At 67.0% G+C, this 21,428-nt stretch carries 20 protein-coding genes; 7 read left to right on the top strand and 13 right to left on the bottom strand.

Features of this window, described 5'->3' with window-relative positions; translation table 11 throughout:
* Nucleotides 1-32 precede the first annotated feature (32 nt).
* The 4 genes from IBX22_RS05980 to IBX22_RS05995 all read right to left on the bottom strand — a co-directional run bounded on the left by IBX22_RS05980 (nt 33) and on the right by IBX22_RS05995 (nt 4,482).
* Nucleotides 33-1,073 (bottom strand): AraC family transcriptional regulator ligand-binding domain-containing protein, encoded by a 1,041-nt coding sequence (locus IBX22_RS05980; RefSeq protein ID WP_309234441.1) that lies wholly within the window; start codon nt 1,071-1,073, stop codon nt 33-35.
* 76 nt (nt 1,074-1,149) lie between these two features.
* Nucleotides 1,150-2,190 (bottom strand): AraC family transcriptional regulator ligand-binding domain-containing protein, encoded by a 1,041-nt coding sequence (locus IBX22_RS05985; RefSeq protein ID WP_309234442.1) that lies wholly within the window; start codon nt 2,188-2,190, stop codon nt 1,150-1,152.
* A gap of 66 nt (nt 2,191-2,256) precedes the next feature.
* Complete coding sequence (locus IBX22_RS05990; protein WP_309234443.1) at nt 2,257-3,294, bottom strand: AraC family transcriptional regulator ligand-binding domain-containing protein; 1,038 nt, start codon at nt 3,292-3,294, stop codon at nt 2,257-2,259.
* Between the two features lie 114 nt (nt 3,295-3,408).
* Nucleotides 3,409-4,482, bottom strand: a complete 1,074-nt coding sequence (locus IBX22_RS05995) for an AraC family transcriptional regulator ligand-binding domain-containing protein (RefSeq protein WP_309234444.1) — start codon at nt 4,480-4,482, stop codon at nt 3,409-3,411.
* Nucleotides 4,483-4,798: 316 nt separating this feature from the next.
* Between IBX22_RS05995 and IBX22_RS06000 the strand changes: the two genes are divergently transcribed.
* A complete protein-coding gene (locus IBX22_RS06000; protein WP_194814358.1) occupies nt 4,799-5,527 on the top strand; it encodes an SDR family NAD(P)-dependent oxidoreductase in 729 nt (242 codons plus the stop codon).
* A gap of 5 nt (nt 5,528-5,532) precedes the next feature.
* On the opposite strand, the gene IBX22_RS06005 is transcribed toward IBX22_RS06000, so the two are convergent.
* Entirely contained in the window at nt 5,533-7,155 is a 1,623-nt protein-coding gene (locus IBX22_RS06005; protein ID WP_228538553.1) for an acyl-CoA synthetase, read from the bottom strand.
* A 129-nt stretch (nt 7,156-7,284) separates the two neighbouring features.
* Between IBX22_RS06005 and IBX22_RS06010 the strand changes: the two genes are divergently transcribed.
* From IBX22_RS06010 to IBX22_RS06020, 3 genes are read left to right on the top strand one after another with little or no spacing between them, the layout of a single operon-like run.
* Nucleotides 7,285-7,758, top strand: a complete 474-nt coding sequence (locus IBX22_RS06010) for a GNAT family N-acetyltransferase (RefSeq protein ID WP_228538212.1) — start codon at nt 7,285-7,287, stop codon at nt 7,756-7,758.
* Nucleotides 7,759-7,795: 37 nt separating this feature from the next.
* On the top strand, nt 7,796-8,356 hold the full coding sequence (locus tag IBX22_RS06015) for a hypothetical protein (RefSeq protein ID WP_194814360.1): 561 nt from the start codon (nt 7,796-7,798) through the stop codon (nt 8,354-8,356).
* 54 nt (nt 8,357-8,410) lie between these two features.
* Nucleotides 8,411-8,998 (top strand): hypothetical protein, encoded by a 588-nt coding sequence (locus tag IBX22_RS06020; protein ID WP_194814361.1) that lies wholly within the window; start codon nt 8,411-8,413, stop codon nt 8,996-8,998.
* Nucleotides 8,999-9,002: 4 nt separating this feature from the next.
* Here IBX22_RS06020 and IBX22_RS06025 read toward each other — a convergent pair whose 3' ends face one another.
* From IBX22_RS06025 to IBX22_RS06035, 3 genes are all read right to left on the bottom strand, one after another.
* On the bottom strand, nt 9,003-10,226 hold the full coding sequence (locus tag IBX22_RS06025; protein ID WP_194814362.1) for an aspartate aminotransferase family protein: 1,224 nt from the start codon (nt 10,224-10,226) through the stop codon (nt 9,003-9,005).
* On the bottom strand, nt 10,223-10,864 hold the full coding sequence (locus tag IBX22_RS06030) for a Pr6Pr family membrane protein (protein WP_309234446.1): 642 nt from the start codon (nt 10,862-10,864) through the stop codon (nt 10,223-10,225). The genes IBX22_RS06025 and IBX22_RS06030 overlap by 4 nt, the downstream gene beginning before the upstream one ends.
* 93 nt (nt 10,865-10,957) lie before the next feature.
* A complete protein-coding gene (locus IBX22_RS06035) occupies nt 10,958-11,593 on the bottom strand; it encodes a Pr6Pr family membrane protein (protein WP_194814364.1) in 636 nt (211 codons plus the stop codon).
* 137 nt (nt 11,594-11,730) lie between these two features.
* On the opposite strand from IBX22_RS06035, the gene hrpA reads away from it, so the two are divergent.
* A complete protein-coding gene (hrpA, locus tag IBX22_RS06040) occupies nt 11,731-15,714 on the top strand; it encodes an ATP-dependent RNA helicase HrpA (protein WP_194814365.1) in 3,984 nt (1,327 codons plus the stop codon).
* A gap of 117 nt (nt 15,715-15,831) precedes the next feature.
* Here hrpA and nrdR read toward each other — a convergent pair whose 3' ends face one another.
* From nrdR to IBX22_RS06055, 3 genes are all read right to left on the bottom strand, one after another.
* Entirely contained in the window at nt 15,832-16,299 is a 468-nt protein-coding gene (gene nrdR / locus IBX22_RS06045; RefSeq protein WP_194814366.1) for a transcriptional regulator NrdR, read from the bottom strand.
* A 71-nt stretch (nt 16,300-16,370) separates the two neighbouring features.
* On the bottom strand, nt 16,371-17,618 hold the full coding sequence (locus IBX22_RS06050; protein ID WP_194814367.1) for a hypothetical protein: 1,248 nt from the start codon (nt 17,616-17,618) through the stop codon (nt 16,371-16,373).
* Nucleotides 17,619-17,752: 134 nt separating this feature from the next.
* A complete protein-coding gene (locus tag IBX22_RS06055; RefSeq protein ID WP_194814368.1) occupies nt 17,753-18,205 on the bottom strand; it encodes a hypothetical protein in 453 nt (150 codons plus the stop codon).
* 199 nt (nt 18,206-18,404) lie between these two features.
* Here IBX22_RS06055 and lexA point away from each other — a divergent pair, with 199 nt between their 5' ends.
* Together lexA and IBX22_RS06065 are read left to right on the top strand one after the other, a co-directional pair.
* Nucleotides 18,405-19,127: a transcriptional repressor LexA gene (gene lexA, locus IBX22_RS06060; RefSeq protein WP_194814369.1), complete on the top strand. Its 723-nt coding sequence runs from the start codon at nt 18,405-18,407 to the stop codon at nt 19,125-19,127.
* Nucleotides 19,128-19,220: 93 nt separating this feature from the next.
* Nucleotides 19,221-19,625, top strand: coding sequence for a DUF4440 domain-containing protein (locus IBX22_RS06065; protein ID WP_194814370.1), 405 nt, complete (start codon nt 19,221-19,223; stop codon nt 19,623-19,625).
* Between the two features lie 2 nt (nt 19,626-19,627).
* Here the strand turns inward: IBX22_RS06065 and IBX22_RS06070 are convergent, their stop codons facing one another.
* A complete protein-coding gene (locus IBX22_RS06070; RefSeq protein ID WP_194814371.1) occupies nt 19,628-20,440 on the bottom strand; it encodes a class I SAM-dependent methyltransferase in 813 nt (270 codons plus the stop codon).
* Nucleotides 20,441-20,816: 376 nt separating this feature from the next.
* Nucleotides 20,817-21,425: a histone deacetylase gene (locus IBX22_RS06075; protein WP_309234447.1), complete on the bottom strand. Its 609-nt coding sequence runs from the start codon at nt 21,423-21,425 to the stop codon at nt 20,817-20,819.
* Nucleotides 21,426-21,428: the final 3 nt, after the last annotated feature.

The raw sequence follows: 21,428 nt of genomic DNA on the forward strand, positions 1-21,428 counted from the left end.
GGCCCGGCCAGCGAATTTCGCCGGTCGCGCGGCTACCGAGCGACCGCCGGCTGATGGCTGTGCACGGCGAAGTTGCGGGCGAAGTGGCCCGGGGAGACTCCGCGCCACTGCTTGAACGCGTTCGAAAAGCTCGGTGCGCCCGCGTAGCCCATGCGGTTGGCGACGTCCTCGACGGTCAGGCCGGTGGACAGCAGATCTTCGGCGAGGCTGCCGTAGGTTTCGGCGCACAGCTGGCGATAGGAGGTGCCTTCCTCGGCTAATCGGCGGCGCATGGTGCGCAGGCTCATGTGCAGGCCGGCGGCCACGTCTTCCTGGCTGACCCGCCCGTGCAATCGGCGCATCAGGACTTCGCGCACCGCTCCGGCTATACCTCGGTGTAATCCCCTGCGCTCCAGCAGTTCCGCGCATTCCTTCTCGAACAGCTGCGCCGTCAGCGGGCTCGCCAGCGGCAGCGGGCGCTCGAGCCCGGCGCCGTCGAACACCAGCAGGTGCGGATCGGCCCCTTCCACGCAGACCACGCCCTGCGGCTCGAAGATCGGACGCAGCCGGGCGTGCAAGCCGCCCGCGACCTCGATCCGCCGCAGCGGCGGTGGGCCTTCGCCGATCATCGCGTAGTCCACGACCAGGCTGGTGGCGTCGCGCTCCATCAGGAAGCCGCGCAGATCGCCGGGCACCTCGGTGTCGTCGTAGAACACCAGCACTTCCGCACCGTCGGTGGCCTGCCAGGCGCGACTGAAGGAGGTCGTCAGTCCGATGTAGCGGACCGCCAGCGACAGCGCCGCCCGCATGGTCGGGCTGCTCAGAATCGCCAGTCCGTACACGCCGTGCATCGTCAGCCGGTTGCGCAGGCCGACCTCGATACCCAGCCCCGGCGGGTCGCCGAGCCGGGTGACCAGATTGCGGATCAGCGCGAGTTCCTGCGCGGCGGTGACCTCGCCGGCCGGGTCGGAGAGCAGTTGCTTGTCGATGCCGGTGCCGCGCAGCAGATCGTCCGGGCCCAGGCCGTGTGCTTCCCCGACCTCGGCCACCACGACCGAGTTCAACACCGAACGCCGCCACTCCCAGTGGTCCACGCGTCCATAGTTCCCGGCTATGGCCGATGTTCGCAAGGTTTTGGCCGAACATCGCATGCGGGAGCGCGGATTTCGATCAGCGGTGCACGGTGGATCTGTGACTCTGGGTAGCGGCTTCCCGCGCGAACCGGCCCGGGGAGATCCCACGCCACTGCTTGAACGCGTTCGAAAACGCCGGTGCGCCCGAGTAACCCATACGGTAGGCGACATCCTCGACGGTCAGCCCGGTAGACAGCAGATCCTCGGCCAGGCTGCCATAGGTTTCACTGGATAGCTGGCGGTAGGAGGTGCCTTCCTCGGCGAGACGGCGACGCATGGTGCGCAGGCTCAGATTCAGCAGTGCGGCCACTTCCTCCTGGCTGACCCGGCCGTTCATCTGACGCATCAGGACCTCGCGCACCGAACCCGCCACGCCTTTGTGTAAACCCCTGCGCTCCAGTAGTTCCGCGCATTCCTTGTCGAATTGCGCGGCGGTCAGCGGGCTGGCCAACGGCATCGGCGCGTCGAGCTCGGCGAGATTGAGTACCAGCTGATGCGGGTCGGCCCGGTCGATAAGCGGTACATCGACGCTCTCGAAGATCGCCGCCATCCGGGAGCTCAATCCACCCGCGAACTCGAGCCGCACCAGCGGCGGCTTGGCACCCATCACCAGCAGCCAATTGGTCAGTGCCGCCGCCATATCCCGCTCCAGCAGAAACGCCCGCAGGTCGCTCGGCACGTCGGTGTCATCGACGAAGACCGAGTATTCGTCGCCCTCGACCTGGGGCCACATCCGGCCGAACGACGTCGTCAATGCGGAATAACGGGTCACCACCCCGAGAGCCTCGAGCAATCTCGGACTGCTCATCAACGCCAGACTGTAGACACCGTGCATGGTGAGACGGGTGCGCAAACCAGCCTCGATACCCAGCCCGGGCCGATCGTCGAAACGGGTGACCAGGTTCCGGACCACCGCGAGTTCCTGGGCGGCCGTAACCTCCCCCTCTGGCTCTGCGAAAACCGCAGGGTCGATTCCGGTGCCACGCAGGATCTCGTTCCGGTCGGCACCGTGTTCCTGGGCGACCTCGGCGAGAACCACCAGGTTCGTCACCGGCCGCCGCCACTCCCATGAGGCCACAGGTCGATACTTCTCGTCTATGGCCGCGATTCGCAAGGTTTTGGCCGAACTCAGTATGCGCCAAAATTATTGGTGCACGGCAGGCCGCTGCCGGTCACCGAAGGTGCGCGCGTAGCGGCCGGGCGGGACACCGCGCCACTGTTTGAACGCGTTCGAAAAGCTCGGTGCCCCCGCGTAGCCCATCCGGTAGGCGACATCTTCGACGGTGAGCCCGGTGGCGAGCAGTTCCTCGGCGAGAGCGCCGTAGGTTTCCACGCACAGCCTGCGGTAGGAGGTGCCTTCCTCGGAGAGGCGGCGGCGCATGGTGCGCAGGCTCATGTGCAGACGTTCGGCCACGTCTTCCTGGGTGATCCGGCCGTTCATCTGACGCAGCAGCACTTCGCGCACGGAACCGGCCACGCCTTCGCATAAACCGCGGCGCTGCAGGAGTTCTGCGCACTGCTCCTCGAACAGCATCGAGGTCATCGCGCTCGCGTGCGGCATCGGCTTGTCGACGTCGCTGGTGTCGATCACTACCAACTGCACATTCTCAGCGGTGGTGATCGGGATGCCGAACTCCTCCACCAGCGGTTTTATCCGAGGTTGCAGCACGGCGACCATTTCGCCGCGCTTGAACGCAGGCGGCTCGCCGTGCATCAGGAACCAGTTCGTGAGCAGTGCGGATACGTCGCGTTCGGCCAGGAAGCAGCGCAGGTCGGCCGGCAGGTCGGAATCGTCTATATACAGCCAGATTTCGTCACCCTTGTCGACATGCCACAGGCGTGCGAAGGAGGTCATCAAGCTGATGTACCGGAGTCCGATATCCAGGGCCGAGCGGAGGGTGGGGCTGCTGAGAATCGCCATGCCCACCACACCGTGTGTAGTGACCCTGGTACGCGCGCCGGCCTCACAGCCCAGACCTGGCGGATCTCCCAGCAGCGTGACGAGATTGCGCACCAGCTTCAGCTCCTGGGCGGCCGAGATCTCCGCACCGGGAGTCTTCAGCACCACCGGATCGATTCCGGTGCCGCGCAACAGGTCGGTGCGGGTCAGATCGTGATCGTCGGCGACATCGACGAGGATTGCCGCGTTCGCGACCGAGCGCCGCCACTCCCATGAGGCCACCGCCTTATGATTTCGCGCGGCTGGCCGGGACACGCAAGTTTCTGGCCGGACATAGTAAGGACACGATGTCGTCCTACTTGTCCGCATCCGCGCCCGCGGCACAGCTTTTCGGAGTCAGCGGACCACGGCGTGCGACCGAGCGCTGACCGCATCGCGCGCGAAACGCCCTGGTGAGATGCCACGCCACTGCTTGAAAGCAGTCGAAAAGCTCGGTGCCCCGGAGTATCCCATCCGGTAGGCGACATCCTCGACCGTCAGTCCGGTGGACAGTAGATCCTCGGCCAGGCTGCCATAGGTCTCGACACACAACTGCCGATACGAGGTGCCCTCCTCGGCGAGGCGGCGGCGCATGGTGCGCAGGCTCAGGTTCAGGGCGGCGGCCACGTCCTCCTGGGTGACCCGGCCGTTGATGCGGCGCATCAGCACCTCGCGCACCGATCCGGCGAAACCCTGCCGCAGGCCACGCCTTTCCAGCAGCTCCGCGCACTGTTCCTCGACCAGGATCGCGGTCATCGGGTTCGCGAACGGCATCGGCTGGTCGAAATCGGAGGCATCGATGACGGCGGTGTGCGGGCCGGCGCCGTCCACCACCGGGATCTCGAATTGCTCCGACAGGAGTGGCCCCAACCGCGTCCGCAACCCACCCGACAGCTCGATGCGCAGGATCTGCGGCGGGGCCCCCAGGGCCATCATCCAGTTCATCAGGATCGCCGAAATCTCCCACTCGACCAGGAATCCGCGCAGATCTTCGGGCACATTGCTGTCGTCGAGACAGACCACCGCTTCGGTGCCGCGGTAGGTGTGCCAGTAGTGCATGTAGGACGACAACCGGTGGTATCGGACCGCCACGTCGAGGGCCGCGCGCACCGTGGGACTGCTCACCATCGCCAGCCCGAACGCGCCGTGGGCGGTGGCCGGACTGCGCAAGCCCGCCTCCAGTCCGAGGCCCGGCGGATCACCCAGCCCTGTTACGACATTGCGGATCAGTTCGAGCTCCTGGGCCGCACCGATTTCCGCGCCGGGCGTGCGGACCGCCTCCGGCGAAATGCCGGTGCCATGCACACAATCGGACAACGTGAGGCCATGCGCCTGTGCGACGTCGGCGAGGATCGCCGCATTCGCCACCGACCGCCGGCGCTCCTCGGGAGACGGCGTCGCAGAGCGGGGGTCGGGCGACAGGTGGGCCACGCCTACATCGTGGTCGCGGATGGCCGCTTTCCGCAAGCCGTTGGCCGAACATCGAATGCGCTGGGCGCCCAAAGATTCGGCAACCTCCCGCGAACTCGGCGCATCCGCTGGCCGAAGTTCGAAAGTGTGGCCGGAAAGCTGTGGCCGAAGTTCGCAGATCAGTGGCCGAAACCCCTAAATACCAAGCGATTTCGCTCCGATGTGCGCTATATGACCGCTTTGCGCAAGGTCATGACCCGTAATCGCATGGCAACTGTGCGTTCGCACGCCTAGCGTTGTAGCTATCGTCGAGCAGACCAAGGTAGGCGAAACCACAATGCCGAAAAAGACGCTTGCTGGAACACGAGTCGCCATCACCGGAGGCACCTACGGGATCGGTAAGGAGGCCGCGCTGGCCTTCTTGGCCGCGGGCGCCGAGGTCGCTATCGGCGACGCCGATCCGGGCAAGGTACGCGCGATCACCTCCCAACTGAACCGGATCCACGGCGCCGACGTGGTCGGTCTACCGGTGGATGTCACCGACGGCGGCCGGTTCGCCGAATTCCTGGACCACGCCGAACGCAGACTGGGCGGGCTCGATGTGGTGGTCAACGCCGCCGACATCGGGCCGACCGGGACCTTCCTCACCGAATCGCAGGCCGAATCCGATCGCCAGATCGATTGCAACCTGCGCGCGGTGATCACCGGATCCCGTTTGGCGGGAATCCGGTTCGTCGAGCAGGGGCACGGTCACATCGTCAATATCGGCTCGGCCATCGGCGTCACCGCGTCGCTGGGCGCGGCGGTGTATTCCGCGACCAAACACGCGGTAGTCGGGCTCGGCACGGCGCTGCATCGGGGTCTCGCCGAACAGGGCGTCATCGTCAGCACCATCGCGCCCGGATACGCGCCCGACCCGGAGGCGGTGGCCGACGCCATCGTCGACTGTGTCGAACATCAGCGGGCCGGGTTAGTGGTCGTGCCGCCCAACGGGTGGTTTCGCACCGCGGTTCCGGACCCCGTTCAGCTGAGGCACACGATGCGGCGGATGCTAGGCATGGTCTGAGGGTTTCACAGATCACGCAAAACGCGCTTGAGGACCTTCCCGGTCGGGTTGCGGGGCAGTTCATCGACGAACAGCACATCCCGCGGGACCTTGAACCGGGCCAGGTTCTGCTTCACATGATCGCGCACCTCGTCTTCGGTGAGCGAATGACCTTCGCGCACAACGACAACCGTGCGCAGCCGCTGGCCGTGCTTGGGGTCCTCGACGCCGAAGGCGGTGACCTCCTCGACGGCGGGATGGGCGGCGAGCAGCTCCTCCACCTCGCCGGGGAAGACGTTCTCGCCGCCGGAGACGATCATGTCGTCGTCCCGGCCGTCGACGAAAAGCCTTCCGGCGCGGTCGAAATGGCCGACGTCGCCGGTGGACATGAGTTTGCCGATGCGGTCCTTGTCGCCGCCGCCGGTGTAGCCCTCGAACTGGTAGGTGTTACCGACGAAGATGCGGCCGGTCTTGCCCGGTGGCAGCTCGAAACCGTTGTTGTCCAGGATCTTCACGGTGGTGCTCGGGGCGGGCGTGCCGACACAACCGGGTTCTTCCGCGAGATCGGCCGGGGTGGCGATGGTCGCATAGGCCACCTCCGTGGAGCCGTACACGTTGTAGACCACCGGGCCGAAAGCTTCGGTGACGCGCTGGCACAGGTCCGCACCCAGCTGCGAGCCCGCGACGAAGATGATGCGCAGGCGCGAAAGGTTCTTTCCGGCACGGGATTCCGGAGGCAAATCGACCAGGCGCTGCAGCATCACCGGGACCGCGACCAAGGCGGTCGCACCGTTCTCGTCGAGGCTGTCGATGACGGCCTGCGGGTCGAACCGGCGGCGGATCACGAGCGTGGAACCGAATCCGACCGCCATCATGACGTGCGCGAACCCGAGCGTGTGAAACAGGGGCGCAGGGCATTCGGTGATTTCCCGGGCCCGGAACGGGACTCGGCCGAGGATCGCGCCCAGCGGGGCAAGGGAACTCGGTTCGCTGCGCGGTGCGCCCTTCGGGGTGCCGGTGGTGCCGCTGGTCAGCAGGATGATCCGGGCCGAGGTGGTGGCGCGCCGCGGCGCCGTGCGGGCTCCGCTCGCGATCAGGTTGTCCAAGGTGTCGACGCCGGGTTTGTCGGTCCAGGCCCGGTAGCGGCCCCGGGCGGGCGCGAGGTCGCCCAGGATGCCCGCGTATTCGTCGTCGTACACCAGCAGGTCGGTGCCTTCACGGCTGACCACCTCACGCAGCTGCGGGCCGGCGAAATCGGTGTTCAACAAGACGATTCGGGCCCCGCACTTGGCGGCGGCGAACACCGCGTAGTGGAACCCGCGATGGTTGCGGGCCAGGATCGCGACCCCTTCGCCGTCGCGCAGACCCCGCGCTCGCCATGCGTTCGCCAAAGCCGTTGTGCGCTCGTCGAGTTCACGGAAGGTGACGGTGCCGAGTTCATCGATGATGGCCGGGCGATTCCGGTAGCGCTGCGCGGCGACGGTGACCAAACCGCCCATCATCCCCGAACGCACCACCGCCGCACCCATTTTCGCCAGCCGGTCCGGCCGCTCGGGTGTTACGAGTCCGGCGCGCACCGCGAGCGAGGCGTAATACGCCTCGTCGGCCACCCGCCGCACCGCCGTACCAATCGGGTTGGCGAACTTCATCACCCGACCCTCCTCTGCTCTCCACGGCCACTCTGCGGGCATATGACTTCACAGTAGGGTCTGCCACATCGATCCGTCGACCGAATGCCCCCGTGCGATCCGGCCGAACGGCTCGGCAATGATGGACGAATGTCCAGCCACGCGCCTCTGCAGATCACCGTCGACGACCTCAGCGGTCCGGACATCGCCGCGCTGCTCACCCAGCACCTCGCCGACATGTACGCCCACTCCCCCGAGGACAGCGTGCACGCCCTGGACCTGGACGAACTCCGCAAACCAGAGATCACCTTCTGGGCCGCGCGGGACGGTGGCACCCTGGTCGGCTGCACCGCCTTGAAGGAACTCGACCCCACCCACGGCGAGATCAAATCCATGCGCACCGCCACCGACTACACCGGACGCGGCATCGCCGCCACGCTGCTCACCCACCTCATCTCCGAAGCCCGCGCCCGCGGCTACGCGCGCCTGAGCCTGGAAACCGGCACCTCCGACTTCTTCGCCCCCGCGGTCCGCCTCTACCAGCGCCACAGCTTCGATTTCTGCGGCCCCTTCGCCGGCTACACCGAGGACCCGCACAGCATCTTCATGACGCTGGAGCTCTGAGCACGAAACCTGTTCCAGCGGACCTATATTGGTGATCATGACGGCCGGGGGCAACACACGTACGAGACGCAGCCCCAAGTGGTGGCTCGTCGCGACCAATGCGGTGACGGTGCTGGTCACGCTCTGCTACGCCGTGCTGCTGTGGAACACGGGCACGGAGGGTGAATTCTTCGTGGGGCTGTTCGGTCTGCTGGCCCTACTGGGCCTCGGTGTGGTCTGGATCATCATCACCATCATCGGCTTGCTCGCCTACCGCACCTTCCTGGCGAGCCTGATCACCCCGCTGATCGTCCTTACCGGAATGGGACTCGCCTGGGCCGAGATTCCCCAGAAACTGGCCTGGTGGGCGTCCCGCGACGCCCTCGGCAGGGCGGCCTCGACCTGCGACGAGCACGGAGACAGCGGCCGGATAGGCGTCTACACCATCACTCGAGTTCAGCGCACCCCCGACGGCTGCCTGTTCTACACCGATGGCGGGTTCCTCAATCGGGTCGGCTTCGCCCACCTCCCCGGCGGCGCTCCTGCCACTCCACCGGCTGTCATGCAATACACCTCGCTCGGTGGCCCGTGGTACCGCTTCATGGAACCCTGGGACTAGTTCTGAACTGGGCGAACGACTTTCCGTCCGGCCCGCGGACTTATATTGGTGTGCATGACTATGGGGGGATACACGCAGACGCGCCGCCGGACACCGACATGGTGGTTCGTGTGGATGGGCATCTCGACGGCGGGCGTGGCGCTCTGTCTCGCGGCGACGCTGTTCAACCAGGCAGGCGAGGGCGATCCCGTCAACTACATGCTGTGCGCCATCTTCTTGGTGGCGGCGGGGACTATGTGGTTCGCCTTCGGCATCGTCGGCCTCGCCAGCTATCGCACCTACATCGCAACCCTGATCGCGCCGATCATGGTCATCGGCTCGGGTCTCATCTTCGGATCCGGCGTGCACGAGACGGTCGCATGGCGAATCTCGAAGGGCGCGTTGGAGCGAGCCGCCGCTACCTGCCAGGAAAACCGAACCGAACAGCGCATCGGCATCTACGCCATCACCAACGTCGACAAGACCAAGGACGGCTGCGAATTCAGCACCGCCGCCGGCTTCCTCAACAGCGTCGGCTTCGCCCACTACCCCACCAGCGCCCCGCAGAACAAGTCATCGAAGGGCGGCGACTACAGCTCCTCGACCAGCTACACGCCCTTCGACGGCCCTTGGTACCGCTTCAGTTCGACGTCATCTTGGTGAGTCGCTAGCCCAAGGCTTTGGTGAAGCCTTCGACGAGTTCGTCGACCTGGGTGTCGGTCATCACGAAGGACGGGGAGATCTGCATGGCGCCCTGGCCGGCGGCGCGGCCTGAGATGCCGTGGGTGCGGAGGGTTTTGACCAACGGGAGGCCTTCGGCGGGGTCGGTCAGTTGGATGGCGGCGACGGCGCCGAGGCCGCTGCGGATTTCGGCGACGCGGGGGTGTTCGGCCAGGGGGGCGAGCTTTTCGTGGAGGGTGGATTCCAGGCGCTTGGATTCGTCCAGGAGGTTCTCGCGCTCGATGATCTCGAGGTTGGCGAGGGCGGCGGCGGCCGCGGCGGCGTGGCCGCCGTAGGTGTAGCCGTGCCGCCACCAGACGCCGCCGCTGAAGAACGGGTCGGCGATGTGGGGGGCGATGAAGACGGCGCCCATCGGGAGGTAGCCGGAGGTCAGGCCCTTGGCGGTGGTCATCAGGTCGGGCTGGAGGTCGAAACGCGAGGAGGCGAACCAGGATCCGCCGATGCGGCCGAAACCGGTGACGACCTCGTCGGCGACGAAGAGGATGTCGTTGTCGCGGCAGATGCGGCGAACCTCGGCGAGGTAGCCCTCCGGCGGCGGGTAGACGCCGCCGGCGCCGATGATGGGTTCGCAGAAGAACGCGGCGATATGCTCCGCGCCGAGGTCCTCGATCAGGGCGAGCAGCGCTTTGGCGTCGTCCCAGGCGACGATGCGGGTGTCGGCCATGAGATCGCCGTAACCCTCGGCGTTGACCGGGATACCGGCCAGCGCGGTGCCGCCGACATGCATGCCGTGGTAGGCCTTCTGGCGGCTGACCAGGATCTTCTTGCCCGGCTTGCCCATTTCCTGCCAGTAGCGGCGGGCCAGTTTGGCGGCGGTGTCGACCGAGTCGGAGCCGCCGGAGGTGAAGAAGATCTTGCTGCCGGGAATCGGGGCGATGGTCGACAGCTTCTCGGCCAGCTGCTGTGTGCTGGGCGAGGTGAAGTCGCCGAAGTTGGAGTAGTGCGCGATCTGGCGCAGCTGAGCGGCGACGGCGTCGGCGATCTCACCCCGGCCGTGCCCAATGTTGGTGAACCAGAGGCCGGCGGTGGCATCGAGATAGCGGGTGCCCGCCTGGTCGTAGATGTAGGCGCCCTCGCCGCGCGCCACCACGAACGCACCGTCCTGCTCGATGGCACCCATATCGGCGAACCCATGCCACAACGCTGTCATTCCAACCACCTCTGCTTGTCGGACTCCGCCGCGCCGCACCACCGGCCGGCCAGTTCGCCCAGGGCGACGACGGCGACGGCGAGCAGCGCGAACGCCACACCCAATACCACCAGGCCGATCGTCATGGAGACGTATCCCTGGCCGCGCGGGTCGAGGAACGGGTACGGATACCAGTTCACGATCGGCCCCCGGAACAGGGTATACGCGCCGTATGCGGCCGGGTACGCCAGCCATGTCCCGACCAGTTTCGCGCTGATACCGAGCGCGTACGGCGCCACCATCCAGTCCGCGATCATGACGATCGGCAGCACCCGATGCAGGACGTCGTTGACCCACGGCTGTTCCGCGCCGAGCGCCACGTGCGACAGCAGCACCGCGTACACGATCCCGGTGATGACCAGATAGAGCGTGGCCGCGCCGCGCCACAGCTGCCAGCGCCGGCCGCTCGGATCGAGGATGCCGCCGATCAGCAAGGTCACCATGGCGAGGATGTTCGACTGGACGGTGAAGTAGCTGAAATGGTTGGCCAGGGTGTAGCCATATGACCCGGCTTGCTGCACCGGCCCGGCGATCAGGGCCGTCAGACTCAGCACGGCGAAGGCGATACGCAGGGCCCGCAGCCAGCGCGGAGAGCTCACGGACCTCGGAGACACCTCGACGGCGTGCATCCGGCGATTCTCCCACGACGGGTATGGCAGCGGCCCGGGCGGTTTGATTCGCTCAGGGATTGCTCAGACTGCTGCGGGGGACTGTCGCCAGCGACTCGCAACCGCGCCCAGCGTGACGACGGCGAGCGCGAGCAGTACGAACACCGCTGTGAGGACGACGAGCCCGACGGTGAGCGGGCCGTAACCCTGCTCACGCGGATCGAGGAACGGATACGGGTACCAGTCCACGATCGGCCCACGAACCAAGCTGTAGACGCCGTAGAGCAAGGGATAGAGCAGCCAACTGCCGATCAGTCCGGCGGTCCGCGCCAAGGCGACAGGTACCAGCAACCAGTCGACGAGCAGCACGATCGGCATCACCCGATGCTCGACGACGTTGATCCATTTGTCGGTCAGCATCACGTCGATGTTCGCCAGCAGCACCGCGTACACGATTCCGGTGATCACCATGTACAGCGTGGCGGCGCCACGGATGACCTGCCACCGGTGGCTGCGCGGGTCACGCAGTCCACCGATCAGCAAGACGACCATCGCGAAAATGTTGGACTGAATGGTGAAGTAGCTGAAGTAGTTCGCCGCGGAGAAGGTGTCGTTGCCGAGATTGCGGAGCGGGATCCAGGCCAGGGCGACAAGGCTCAGCACACCGAAGGCAATACGAAGGCCCCGGATCCACTGCGGCGTGCCTGAGCTCGCGGTCATCAGCCGATGATCGCACAGCGCGCCCGGCTGTGACGGCCCGAAACACCGCGCAGCACACTATCGGCGATCCCTACCGACAGGTATTGCGCCCGGTGACGACCGGCCCGCATGCGGGGTTCGCTACGCTTGACGATGCCATGACCAGGACAGCCGACCCCGCAACGCGCGAGCTCCGCACCCGACTGGCGAACCTCTCCCTCCGCGACGAGTACCGGCTGCGCCGCAAGCTGGATCGAGCCCGCGGCAAGGAACTCGCGAGCGTGACGGCCGAGATCGAGGCCGCCGAGCTACGGGTCGAGGCGCGCCGGGCGGCGGTACCGCAGATCCGATTCCCCGAGCAGCTGCCGGTCACCCAGCGCCGCGAGGACATCGCCAAAGCAATCGCCGAACACCAGGTGGTGATCGTCGCGGGCGAGACCGGCTCCGGCAAGACCACCCAGATCCCGAAGATCTGCCTGGAACTCGGGCGCGGAATTCGCGGCACCATCGGCCACACCCAGCCGCGCCGGCTGGCCGCGCGCACCGTCGCCGAGCGGATCGCCGAGGAGCTCGGCACCGAGCTCGGCGATGTCGTCGGCTACACGGTGCGGTTCACCGACCAGGCCTCCGATCGCACGCTGGTCAAGTTGATGACCGACGGCATCCTGCTCGCCGAGATCCAGCGCGACCGGCTACTGCGCCGCTACGACACGATCATCATCGACGAGGCGCACGAACGCAGCCTCAATATCGACTTCCTGCTCGGCTACCTGAAGCAGCTGCTGCCGCGCCGCCCGGACCTGAAGTTGATCATCACCTCGGCGACCATCGACCCGGAACTGTTCGCCCGGCACTTCGCTGACGAAAAGGGCACGCCCGCACCGATTGTCGAGGTGTCAGGCCGGTCCTATCCGGTGGAGATCCGCTATCGGCCGCTGTCGCTGGAACTGCCCTCCGCGTCCGAGGACGACGACGAGGACACCCGCGTGGTGGACCGCGACCCGGTCGATGCCATCGGTGACGCGGTGCGCGAATTGTTCGACGAGGGCGACGGCGACGTGCTGGTCTTCCTCTCCGGTGAACGCGAAATCCGGGACACCGCAGACGCTTTACGCGACCTGAACCTGGCCCGCACCGAGATCGTGCCGCTGTATGCGCGGCTGTCGGCGGCCGAGCAGCATCGAGTGTTCCAGCCGCACACCGGACGACGCGTCGTGCTGGCCACCAATGTGGCCGAGACCTCGCTCACCGTGCCCGGCATCCGGTACGTCGTCGACCCGGGAACCGCTCGTATTTCCCGGTATTCGATGCGCACCAAGGTGCAGCGGCTGCCGATCGAGGAAGTGTCGCAGGCCTCGGCGCGGCAGCGGTCCGGCCGATGCGGGCGTGTGGCCGACGGTATCGCCATCCGGCTGTATTCCGAGGATGACTTCGAATCCCGGCCTGCCTTCACCGAGCCGGAGATCCTGCGGACGAATCTGGCCGCGGTCATTCTGCAGATGACCGCGCTCGGGCTCGGCGATATCGAGAACTTCCCGTTCGTGGAGGCGCCGGACAAACGGGCGATCCGCGACGGTATCGCGCTGCTGGAAGAGCTGGGCGCGCTCGGACGCAAAGAGACCGATCCCGCTGCCGAATCCGATGCGGCGCTCACCCTTACCCCCATCGGCCGCGAGATGGCGCAGCTGCCGGTCGACCCGCGCATGGCTCGAATGCTGGTGCAGGCGCAGCGCAATGGCTGTCTGGCCGAGGTGCTGATCATCGTTGCGGCGCTGTCGATTCAGGATGTGCGCGAGCGTCCGGCCGAGCATCAGCAGGCCTCCGACACCAAGCACGCCCGGTTCGTGGTGGACGGGTCGGATTTCCTGGCCTATCTGCGACTCTGGGACTATCTGACCGAGCAGCGGAAGTCGCTGTCGTCCAACCAGTTCCGGCGGATGTGCCGGGACGAGTTCCTGCACTACCTGCGGATCCGAGAATGGCAGGACCTGCACGGGCAACTGCGGACGATCACGCGGGGCTTAGGTTGGGCGGCGGAGAGCACCTCGTCCCCACTGACCACCAGTGTCGGCGAATCCGACGGCATGCCTTGGGATTCCACCGCGATCCACCAGTCGCTACTGGCGGGCATGCTCTCGCATATCGGTGTGCGGGAAGCGGAATCGCGCGAGTTCCTGGGTGCCCGCAACGCCAAGTTCATGATCTTCCCGGGCTCTTCGCTGGCGAAGAAGCCGCCGCGCTGGGTGATGGCGGCGGAGCTGGTCGAGACCTCCCGATTATGGGGCCGGATGGCCGCGCGGGTGGAGCCGGAGTGGGCCGAGCAGCTGGCCGGGGATCTGGTGAAACGCACCTACTCCGAGCCGCATTGGTCGTCGAAGCGGGGTGCTGCGCGGGCTTACGAACGCGTGACGCTGTACGGGATCCCGCTGGTCGTGAGCAGGCCGGTCGATTACGGCCGCATCGACCCCGAGGTCTCGCGCGAACTGTTCATCCGCCACGCCCTCGTTCAAGGCGAGTGGCAGACCAAACACGAGTTCTTCCACCGTAATCGGGAACTGCTCGACGACGTCGCCGATCTGGAGCACCGGGCCCGCCGCCGCGACATCCTCGTCGACGACGAGGTGCTGTTCGAGTTCTACGATCAGCGCATTCCCGCCGACATCGTCTCGGTCCGCCATTTCGACAGCTGGTGGAAGACAGCCAGGCGCAAAGACCCAGCGCTGCTGGAGTTCTCGAAGTCGACGGTCGTCAACGACGGTGTCGCGCTGCTGGACCCGACCGCTTTCCCCGACGCCTGGCGCCAGGGCGAACTGAGCTTCCCGCTCACCTACCAGTTCGAGCCCGGTCAGGACGACGACGGTGTCACCGTCCGCATCCCGGTCGAACAGCTGGCTCATGTCCGCCCGGTCGGCTTCGACTGGCTGGTGCCCGGCATGCGCGAAGAACTCGCCGCCGCCCTGATCAAGACGCTCCCGAAAGCCCTGCGCCGCATGGTGGTTCCGGCTCCCGATTTCGCCGCCGCCGCCTTGGCCGCGCTCACCGCGCGCGCCGAACCCCTGCGCACCGGTCTGGCCCGGGAACTGTCGCGCCTCGGCTCGACTACCATCTCCCCCGCCGAACTCGACCCCGCGGCGCTGCCGGATCATCTACGCATGACCTTCGCCGCCGTCGACAGCACCGGCAAGGTCCTGGCCAAGGGCAAAAGCCTCACACAGCTGAAATCCCAACTGGCCGACAAGGTCTCCGAATCCGTCGCGCGCGCCACCGCGGGCGCGGAACGTTCGGCAGCCACCGTGTGGACCTCGGAATCCCTGGGCACCGTCGAGCCGACCGTGCGCCGCCAAGTGGCCGGCCAAACCGTCACCGGTTACCCGGCGCTGGTCCCGGAAGGCGCAGGCGTCGCCGTGCGCGTGCTCAGCTCCCCCGCCGAGCAGGCCGCCGCCATGCGCGCGGGCACCAGAACCCTTGTCCTGCACGCCATCCCGACTTCGCCACGCACTGTCACCGCGGGCCTGCCGCCCGCCGACCGCCTCGCCCTGAGCCAGAACCCCTACGGTTCGCTCGACGCCCTGGTCGAGGACTGCCGCGCGGCGGCCGCCGACGAATTGATCACCGCCGCGGGCGGCCCCGTCAACGACCCAGAGCGGTTCAACGCCCTGGTCGCCGCCGTCCGCCCGCAACTGTCCACCGCGGTCGCCCGCCTGGTCCGCCTCGCAGTACCGATTCTCGCTGCGGCACACCGCGTCTCCTCCGCCCTCGCCGAAACCCGCGAAGCCGACATCGCCGACGACGTCCGCCACCAACTCGACGAACTCGTCTTCCCCAGCTTCATCTCCGAATTCGGCACAACCCGCCTGCGCGAAGTCCCCCGCTACCTGCACGCCGCCGCCACCCGCCTGGAAGCCCTCCCCGCCTCCGCCACCCGCGACCGCCAGGGCATGGCCGAAGTCGACCGCGCCCTCACCGCCTACGACCGCCTCGTCAACGCCCTCCCCGACCACCGCAAACACGCCCCGGACGTCGCCGAAATCTGGTGGATGATCGAAGAACTCCGCGTCAGCCTCTTCGCCCAAAAACTCGGCACCCCCTACCCCATCTCCGTCAAGCGCATCGAAAAGGCCATCTCCACCATCCGCCGGTAACCGCGTCCCGCAGCGCTCCGCTCTTATCGGTGCCCGTCGATAGAGGCGCGACACCGACCGCAGGAATGAGCGAACCGCCGAGGGCTGGTGCGCTCGGCGGTTCGGGGGTGGGTGGGGTCAGTCGGCGGAGGCGGCTTCGGCGCGGGCCGTGCGCATGTGGTGGATTTCGCGTTCGAAATCGTCGGCGGAGGTGAAGGAGCGGTAGACGGAGGCGAAGCGGAGGTAGGCGACTTCGTCCAGGTCGCGGAGCGGGCCGAGGATCGCCAGGCCGACGTCGTGGCTGGGGACCTCGGGGGAACCCTTGGCGCGGACGGCGTCTTCGACCTTCTGGGCCAGCAGGTTCAGGGCGTCGTCGTCGACTTCGCGGCCTTGGCAGGCGCGCCGGACGCCGCGGATGACCTTTTCGCGACTGAACGGTTCGGTGACGCCGCTGCGTTTGACCACGGATAGGATCGCCGTCTCGACAGTGGTGAACCGGCGGCCGCAGTTCGGGCAGGAGCGCCGACGGCGGATGGCCGCACCTTCCTCGGCCTCGCGCGAGTCGACCACCCGCGAGTCAGGGTGTCGGCAGTACGGGCAATGCATCCGAGAGATCCTTCGTCGATGCCATAGTTCTTCGAGGATACTCGGCGCCTACCACCTATTTCGCTCGGTGGCTATTCCACCACTGCCCACTGCTGAGTCATATCGGAGATCAACTCGGGGAGGCGGGCGATGGCGCGGCCCTGAGCGAGCTTGTTCCAGAACGCTTCGCCGAGTACGGAAGCGGCGAGGACCGGGTTGGATTCGAGGTCGATGTGGCGGGGGTTCAGGTCGCCCATGATGTAGGTCCAGCGGTCTTCGCGGTCGGCCCAGTTGAACGCGGGCAGTGGGGTGCGCAGGCTCAGGGTATGGCCGGCGACGTCCGCGCTGACGACGGCCGGGCGGAAGTTGCCCGGCGCGCGGACGCCCGGCACGGCGGGTTTGCCCGCGAGGGTGCTGACGTAGGTGAGGACCCGGCCGATGGCGCCGCGCCCGCCGGCGGTCGCGTCCCACTGGTCGGCGACGACGAAGTTCTGCTCGCGATCGGTCATCCGGATCAGCGCGTCGATGTAGCCGTCGCGGGTACCCGAGGCGACGGACTGCCAGGCGGTTCGGATGCTGTCGTCGATCACGCCGGCGGCGAGCATTTCGTCGATGCCTGCCATGCCCTCGGCGAGGTAGGCCTCGTGCATCGGGACCAGGTCGGTGAAGATGTGCTTCTGCATGATCATCAGCCGGGTCTGGTACCAGGCGACGTCGGCGGCACTGAGCCGGGATCCTTCGGTGGCCAGCAGTTTGATGTCGGCGGGGACCTTGGCGACCAATTCCGCTGGGGTGACCCGCAACAGGTCGGCCACGGCGTTGCCGAGCTGGTGGATGCCGGGCACGTCCAGGATGACGCCGACGTCGCCCAGGTCGAAGAAGCCGGAGGCGAAGGAGCCGCCCGCGATGCCGGCCAGCCCAGCCCACCAGAGTTCCGGATGCTGGGTGGTCAGCCGCAGGTAATTGACATACACCTGGTTGAAGGTGCGTTCGTTGGCTGCTACGCCGCGGGTGGGATCCCAGGCGGCGAGGTCGATTTCGGCGTTCTGGGTGGCGACGACGAGCCAGTACTGATGCAGCAGGGTGCCGTAGCGCGCTGGGGCGACGCCGTCGGCGCGGGCCTGCTCCAATGCCGTGCGCAGTACCGGTTCGTCCAGGGGCAGTGCGGGATTCAGGCCGCCACCGCCCGCTCCGTCACCGTTGACGGCGGGCAGGTCCAGGTAGGCGGCGTAGCCGGGCTCGGCCTGGACGGCGGGCATGGTGCCCAGGCCCAGCAGTAGACAGGTGAGCAGGAAGCCGGCGGCGGCACGGATCGAACGTCCGGCGGTGTGATGCGTCATCGCGTGAAATCCCGAAATCGATCGTGGCAGAGACTGCCTCAGACACGTAGGTCAGCACCGTAGCAACGCGTTCTGATTCTGGATCGACATTTCCGGCCACGCCCCCGCAACGGCGCTCCACCACACCGGATCCGCTATCGCACGAGTCCGGGCTCGGCCGCGGGAAGCTGTTCTACTACCACCGGAGTGGTCGCCGGCTGCACGCCGAAGGTGCCCGCCCGCCACTGCGCCAGCAGGATCAGCGCCGTCACCACCAGGGCGCTCAGCAACGCCGCCACCGCGAGGACGGCGAAACCGACCTGGGCCTCCGCCACGCGCGTGTCCATCGGATGCGTGCCGTGCGGCGGGCGCATCGCCGAGGTCCGCACCGGGCGCCGGTACACCTGCTCCGCACTCGACGGGCGGCTGTCGCGGGGGCGCCGATCCGCGAGCGGGCGCGGCGCCGAATCCACTGTGCGCAGGCCGGTTCGGTGCGGGCGGCGCACCAGCGACACGGTGCCGGGCCGGGGGGCGGCGTCGAGGTCGACCGGCACGATGCCGAGGTCGTGGAAGGAGGGGGACGTGGTCTCGCGGATCGCTGTACTCATCGGACGAACCTCCGTGGTCGATGCTGAGGAGAGACGCGCTATTCGATCATGTGTTCGAAGAACTTGTGTTCGATTTCTACCACGCGGCACCGACAAAGTCAGCAGGAAACACGACTTAGGTCGAACAGGTGTTTGAAACATCGGCGTGACCGGACTAAATTCAAGAGGCACATCATCAACGCAGGGAAGGCGGGTTCCGGTGAGCCACACAGACGACACGGGCGACGAGAGCGGAGTCGGCACCGACCAGCCCCTGACCGGGGCGGATCTCACCGTGCGTCAGCGCAAGGTCCTAGAGGTCATTCGCACCTCGGTGGCCGAGCGCGGCTACCCTCCGAGCATCCGGGAGATCGGCGACGCGGTCGGCCTCACCTCCACGTCCTCGGTTGCCCATCAGTTACGGGCGCTGGAACGTAAGGGCTATTTACGGCGCGACCCGAATCGCCCGCGCGCCGTGGATGTTCGCGGCCTCAACGACACGGTGCGTTCGGTGACGAGCTTGCATGACGCCGACCATGATTCCGAGAGCGTCGATCCGAACCGTCCCACGCCGACCTTCGTGCCGGTCCTGGGCCGGATCGCCGCCGGTGGGCCGATCCTGGCCGAGCAGGCGGTGGAGGATGTCTTCCCGCTGCCGCGCGAATTGGTCGGCGACGGTTCGCTGTTCCTGCTGAAGGTCGTCGGTCAGTCGATGATCGACGCGGCGATCTGCGACGGCGACTGGGTCGTGGTGCGCCAGCAGAACGTGGCCGACAACGGTGAGATCGTGGCCGCCATGATCGACGGCGAAGCCACGGTGAAGACGTTCAAGCGCACCGGAAACGACGTGTGGCTGCTGCCGCACAATCCGCTGTTCGAACCGATCCCGGGTAACGACGCCCGGATCCTCGGCAAGGTCGTCACGGTCATCCGCAAGGTATAAGCGTGCGGGGGCGGCCGGTTTCGCCGCCCCCTGACGCGGTTCCGGGACGTCCGGCGATCATCCTGTCCGGCAACGAATTACGATTCCTGAATCATGACGCTCGATCACGACCTGCCCACTTCCGCCACGCCCGTTCCCGAAGCGATCACCCAGCTCATCGCGCAGCGGGTGGAACTGTTCAACGCGGGCGACCTCGCCGCCCTGGACCTGCTCTACGAACCGGACGCGGTGGTGGTGCCGACGCCCGGACACGCGGTCAGCGAGGCGGGCCGTTCGGCCGCGCTCGCACATCTCGTGGGTTTCGGCGTGCCGATGACCGCGCGGATCCGCCAGTGTTACACCGTCGTCAATGTCGCCCTGCTGCTTGTCGATTGGACGATGCGGGGCACGGCGGCCGACGGCAGCCCCGTCGACATGTCCGGCACCGCCACCGACGTGGTGCGGCGCGGCTTCGACGGACAGTGGCGGTATGTGATCGACAATCCGTCCGGCAGTTAGGACTACCCCGCGGCGGTGCGCACGTGCGCGATGGCGGGCGGGATGTCGCGCAGCACCGGCACGGCCGCGAACAGGGGCGCGGTGGTCGCGAGCAGGCCGTGCGAGGGTGCGAACCCGGACATCCGCACCTCGGTGACGTGCGGACTCCAACCGCGAACCAGAGCCGGAACCTTGCTGCCTTCGATGCCCCACGGCATCGGGGGCGCCTGGTAGTGCGGCGTCTTCTGGAAACCGCGCACGGTCTCGCGGGAGAACCACGGCGGAATGGTGTCGAACATCAACTCCACGCCGGGGAAGCGCTCGATGACGGCCGTGCAGAGTGCACGCACCTGCTCGGCCTGGAAGTACATGAAAAGCCCTTGGGCGGTGACGAATACGCCGCGCCCCGGATCGACTCGGTCCATCCAGGACAGGTCGAGGGCGCTGATCGGCAGATACCGGCAGCGCTCGGTGGCGGGCAGGAAACGTTCGCGCACGGCGATGGCTTCGGGCACGTCGACACACAACCACCGCACCAGGCCGTCATCGCAACGCTGGAATTGCGTTTCCAGGCCGGCGGCGAGTTCGACAACGGTCCCGCCCGGGTGTGCGGCGAGCCACGGCCTGAGGACATCGTCGAATTTCTTGGAACGCACCGCATGGGTGCCGTCGGGCGCTCCGAAGGTGCGCTCGTAATCGAAGGCGAGCGAATCGTAGATCCGCTCGCAATCCGGATCGCGTAGAACCCCGCCGGCGCGTTTGGATTCCGAGGCGCGATTGTGCAATGTCCAGAGCATGGTCAGCGGGACGCCGTGCAGATCCACATCCGAACTCATGAATTTCCCTCTCCCACCGCCGACTGTTCGACTGGCCTCTGACCGAGTTCAGGTAAGGGATTGGGCTGATTGCCCGGAACGGCAGTGGCTCCCGTTCCGGGCTGCACGACCTAGGGCATCAACAGTTGGTAAAGGAAACCATGGACTGAGCCGATGGTGGCGCCAAGGAAGCCATGGGTTGCGCCGAGGATGCTGCCGATGAGGTTGGGAATCATCGTGAACCTTCCTTGTCTTAGTTGCCTTACAGTGCGAATTACGCCGATCCATACGAATCGACGCTGCCGTCGAATAAACGGTGGCTGCGACGGATTCGACAGTGATTCGGCGCGGCGGAGCACAAGGATGGGGGACGATCGCAGCGATTTACACCGCCGCTTCAAGCCACCAAAGCGGCAACGGATTCCGGCGTCCAGCGCAGATCCGCGCCGGGGCGCGAGCTGAGGTAGCCGGCGATGTTGCCGGTGGCCCAGCCGTGGTTGATCCGCAACCCCGCGGCGAGGTGCCGCAGATAAGCAGCCGCAGGCGGATTACCGGGGAGGTCGCGATAGCGCCACGGCGCGGTGAAGGTGAGCACCGGATGACCGTCGTGCGCGCCCGCGGACACGACGGTCTCGTATCGGCCGGGGCCGAGCATCATCCGGCCGGTCTCGAGCACTTCGGTGAGATCCAGATCGGCTCCCGGCGGGCGATACATCTCCTGCGCGAAGATATCGCTGAACTGCGCACTGGTCAGCAGATGCGCGGCCGCCGCGGTCTCGCCCGGCACATGCGGGTCGTAGAAGGCCCGGCCGCCGGTCCAGGTCAGCGATTCGGTGGCGAAATACAACACGCCCGGCAGCAGTAGCGGGACCGATCGCGCCGGGTCCGCGGGGTCCCGGCAGCCGGGCAGGGTGAGCGCGCCGCCGTCGGGGCGGCCGCCGCGCAGATAGCAGCGCAAACGGTGCCGATGCATGTTCGACCCGTAGGACGCGTACCAAACCCTCACCCA

It is taken from the genome of Nocardia sp. XZ_19_385 (assembly GCF_015355755.1).
Lineage (GTDB): Bacteria > Actinomycetota > Actinomycetes > Mycobacteriales > Mycobacteriaceae > Nocardia.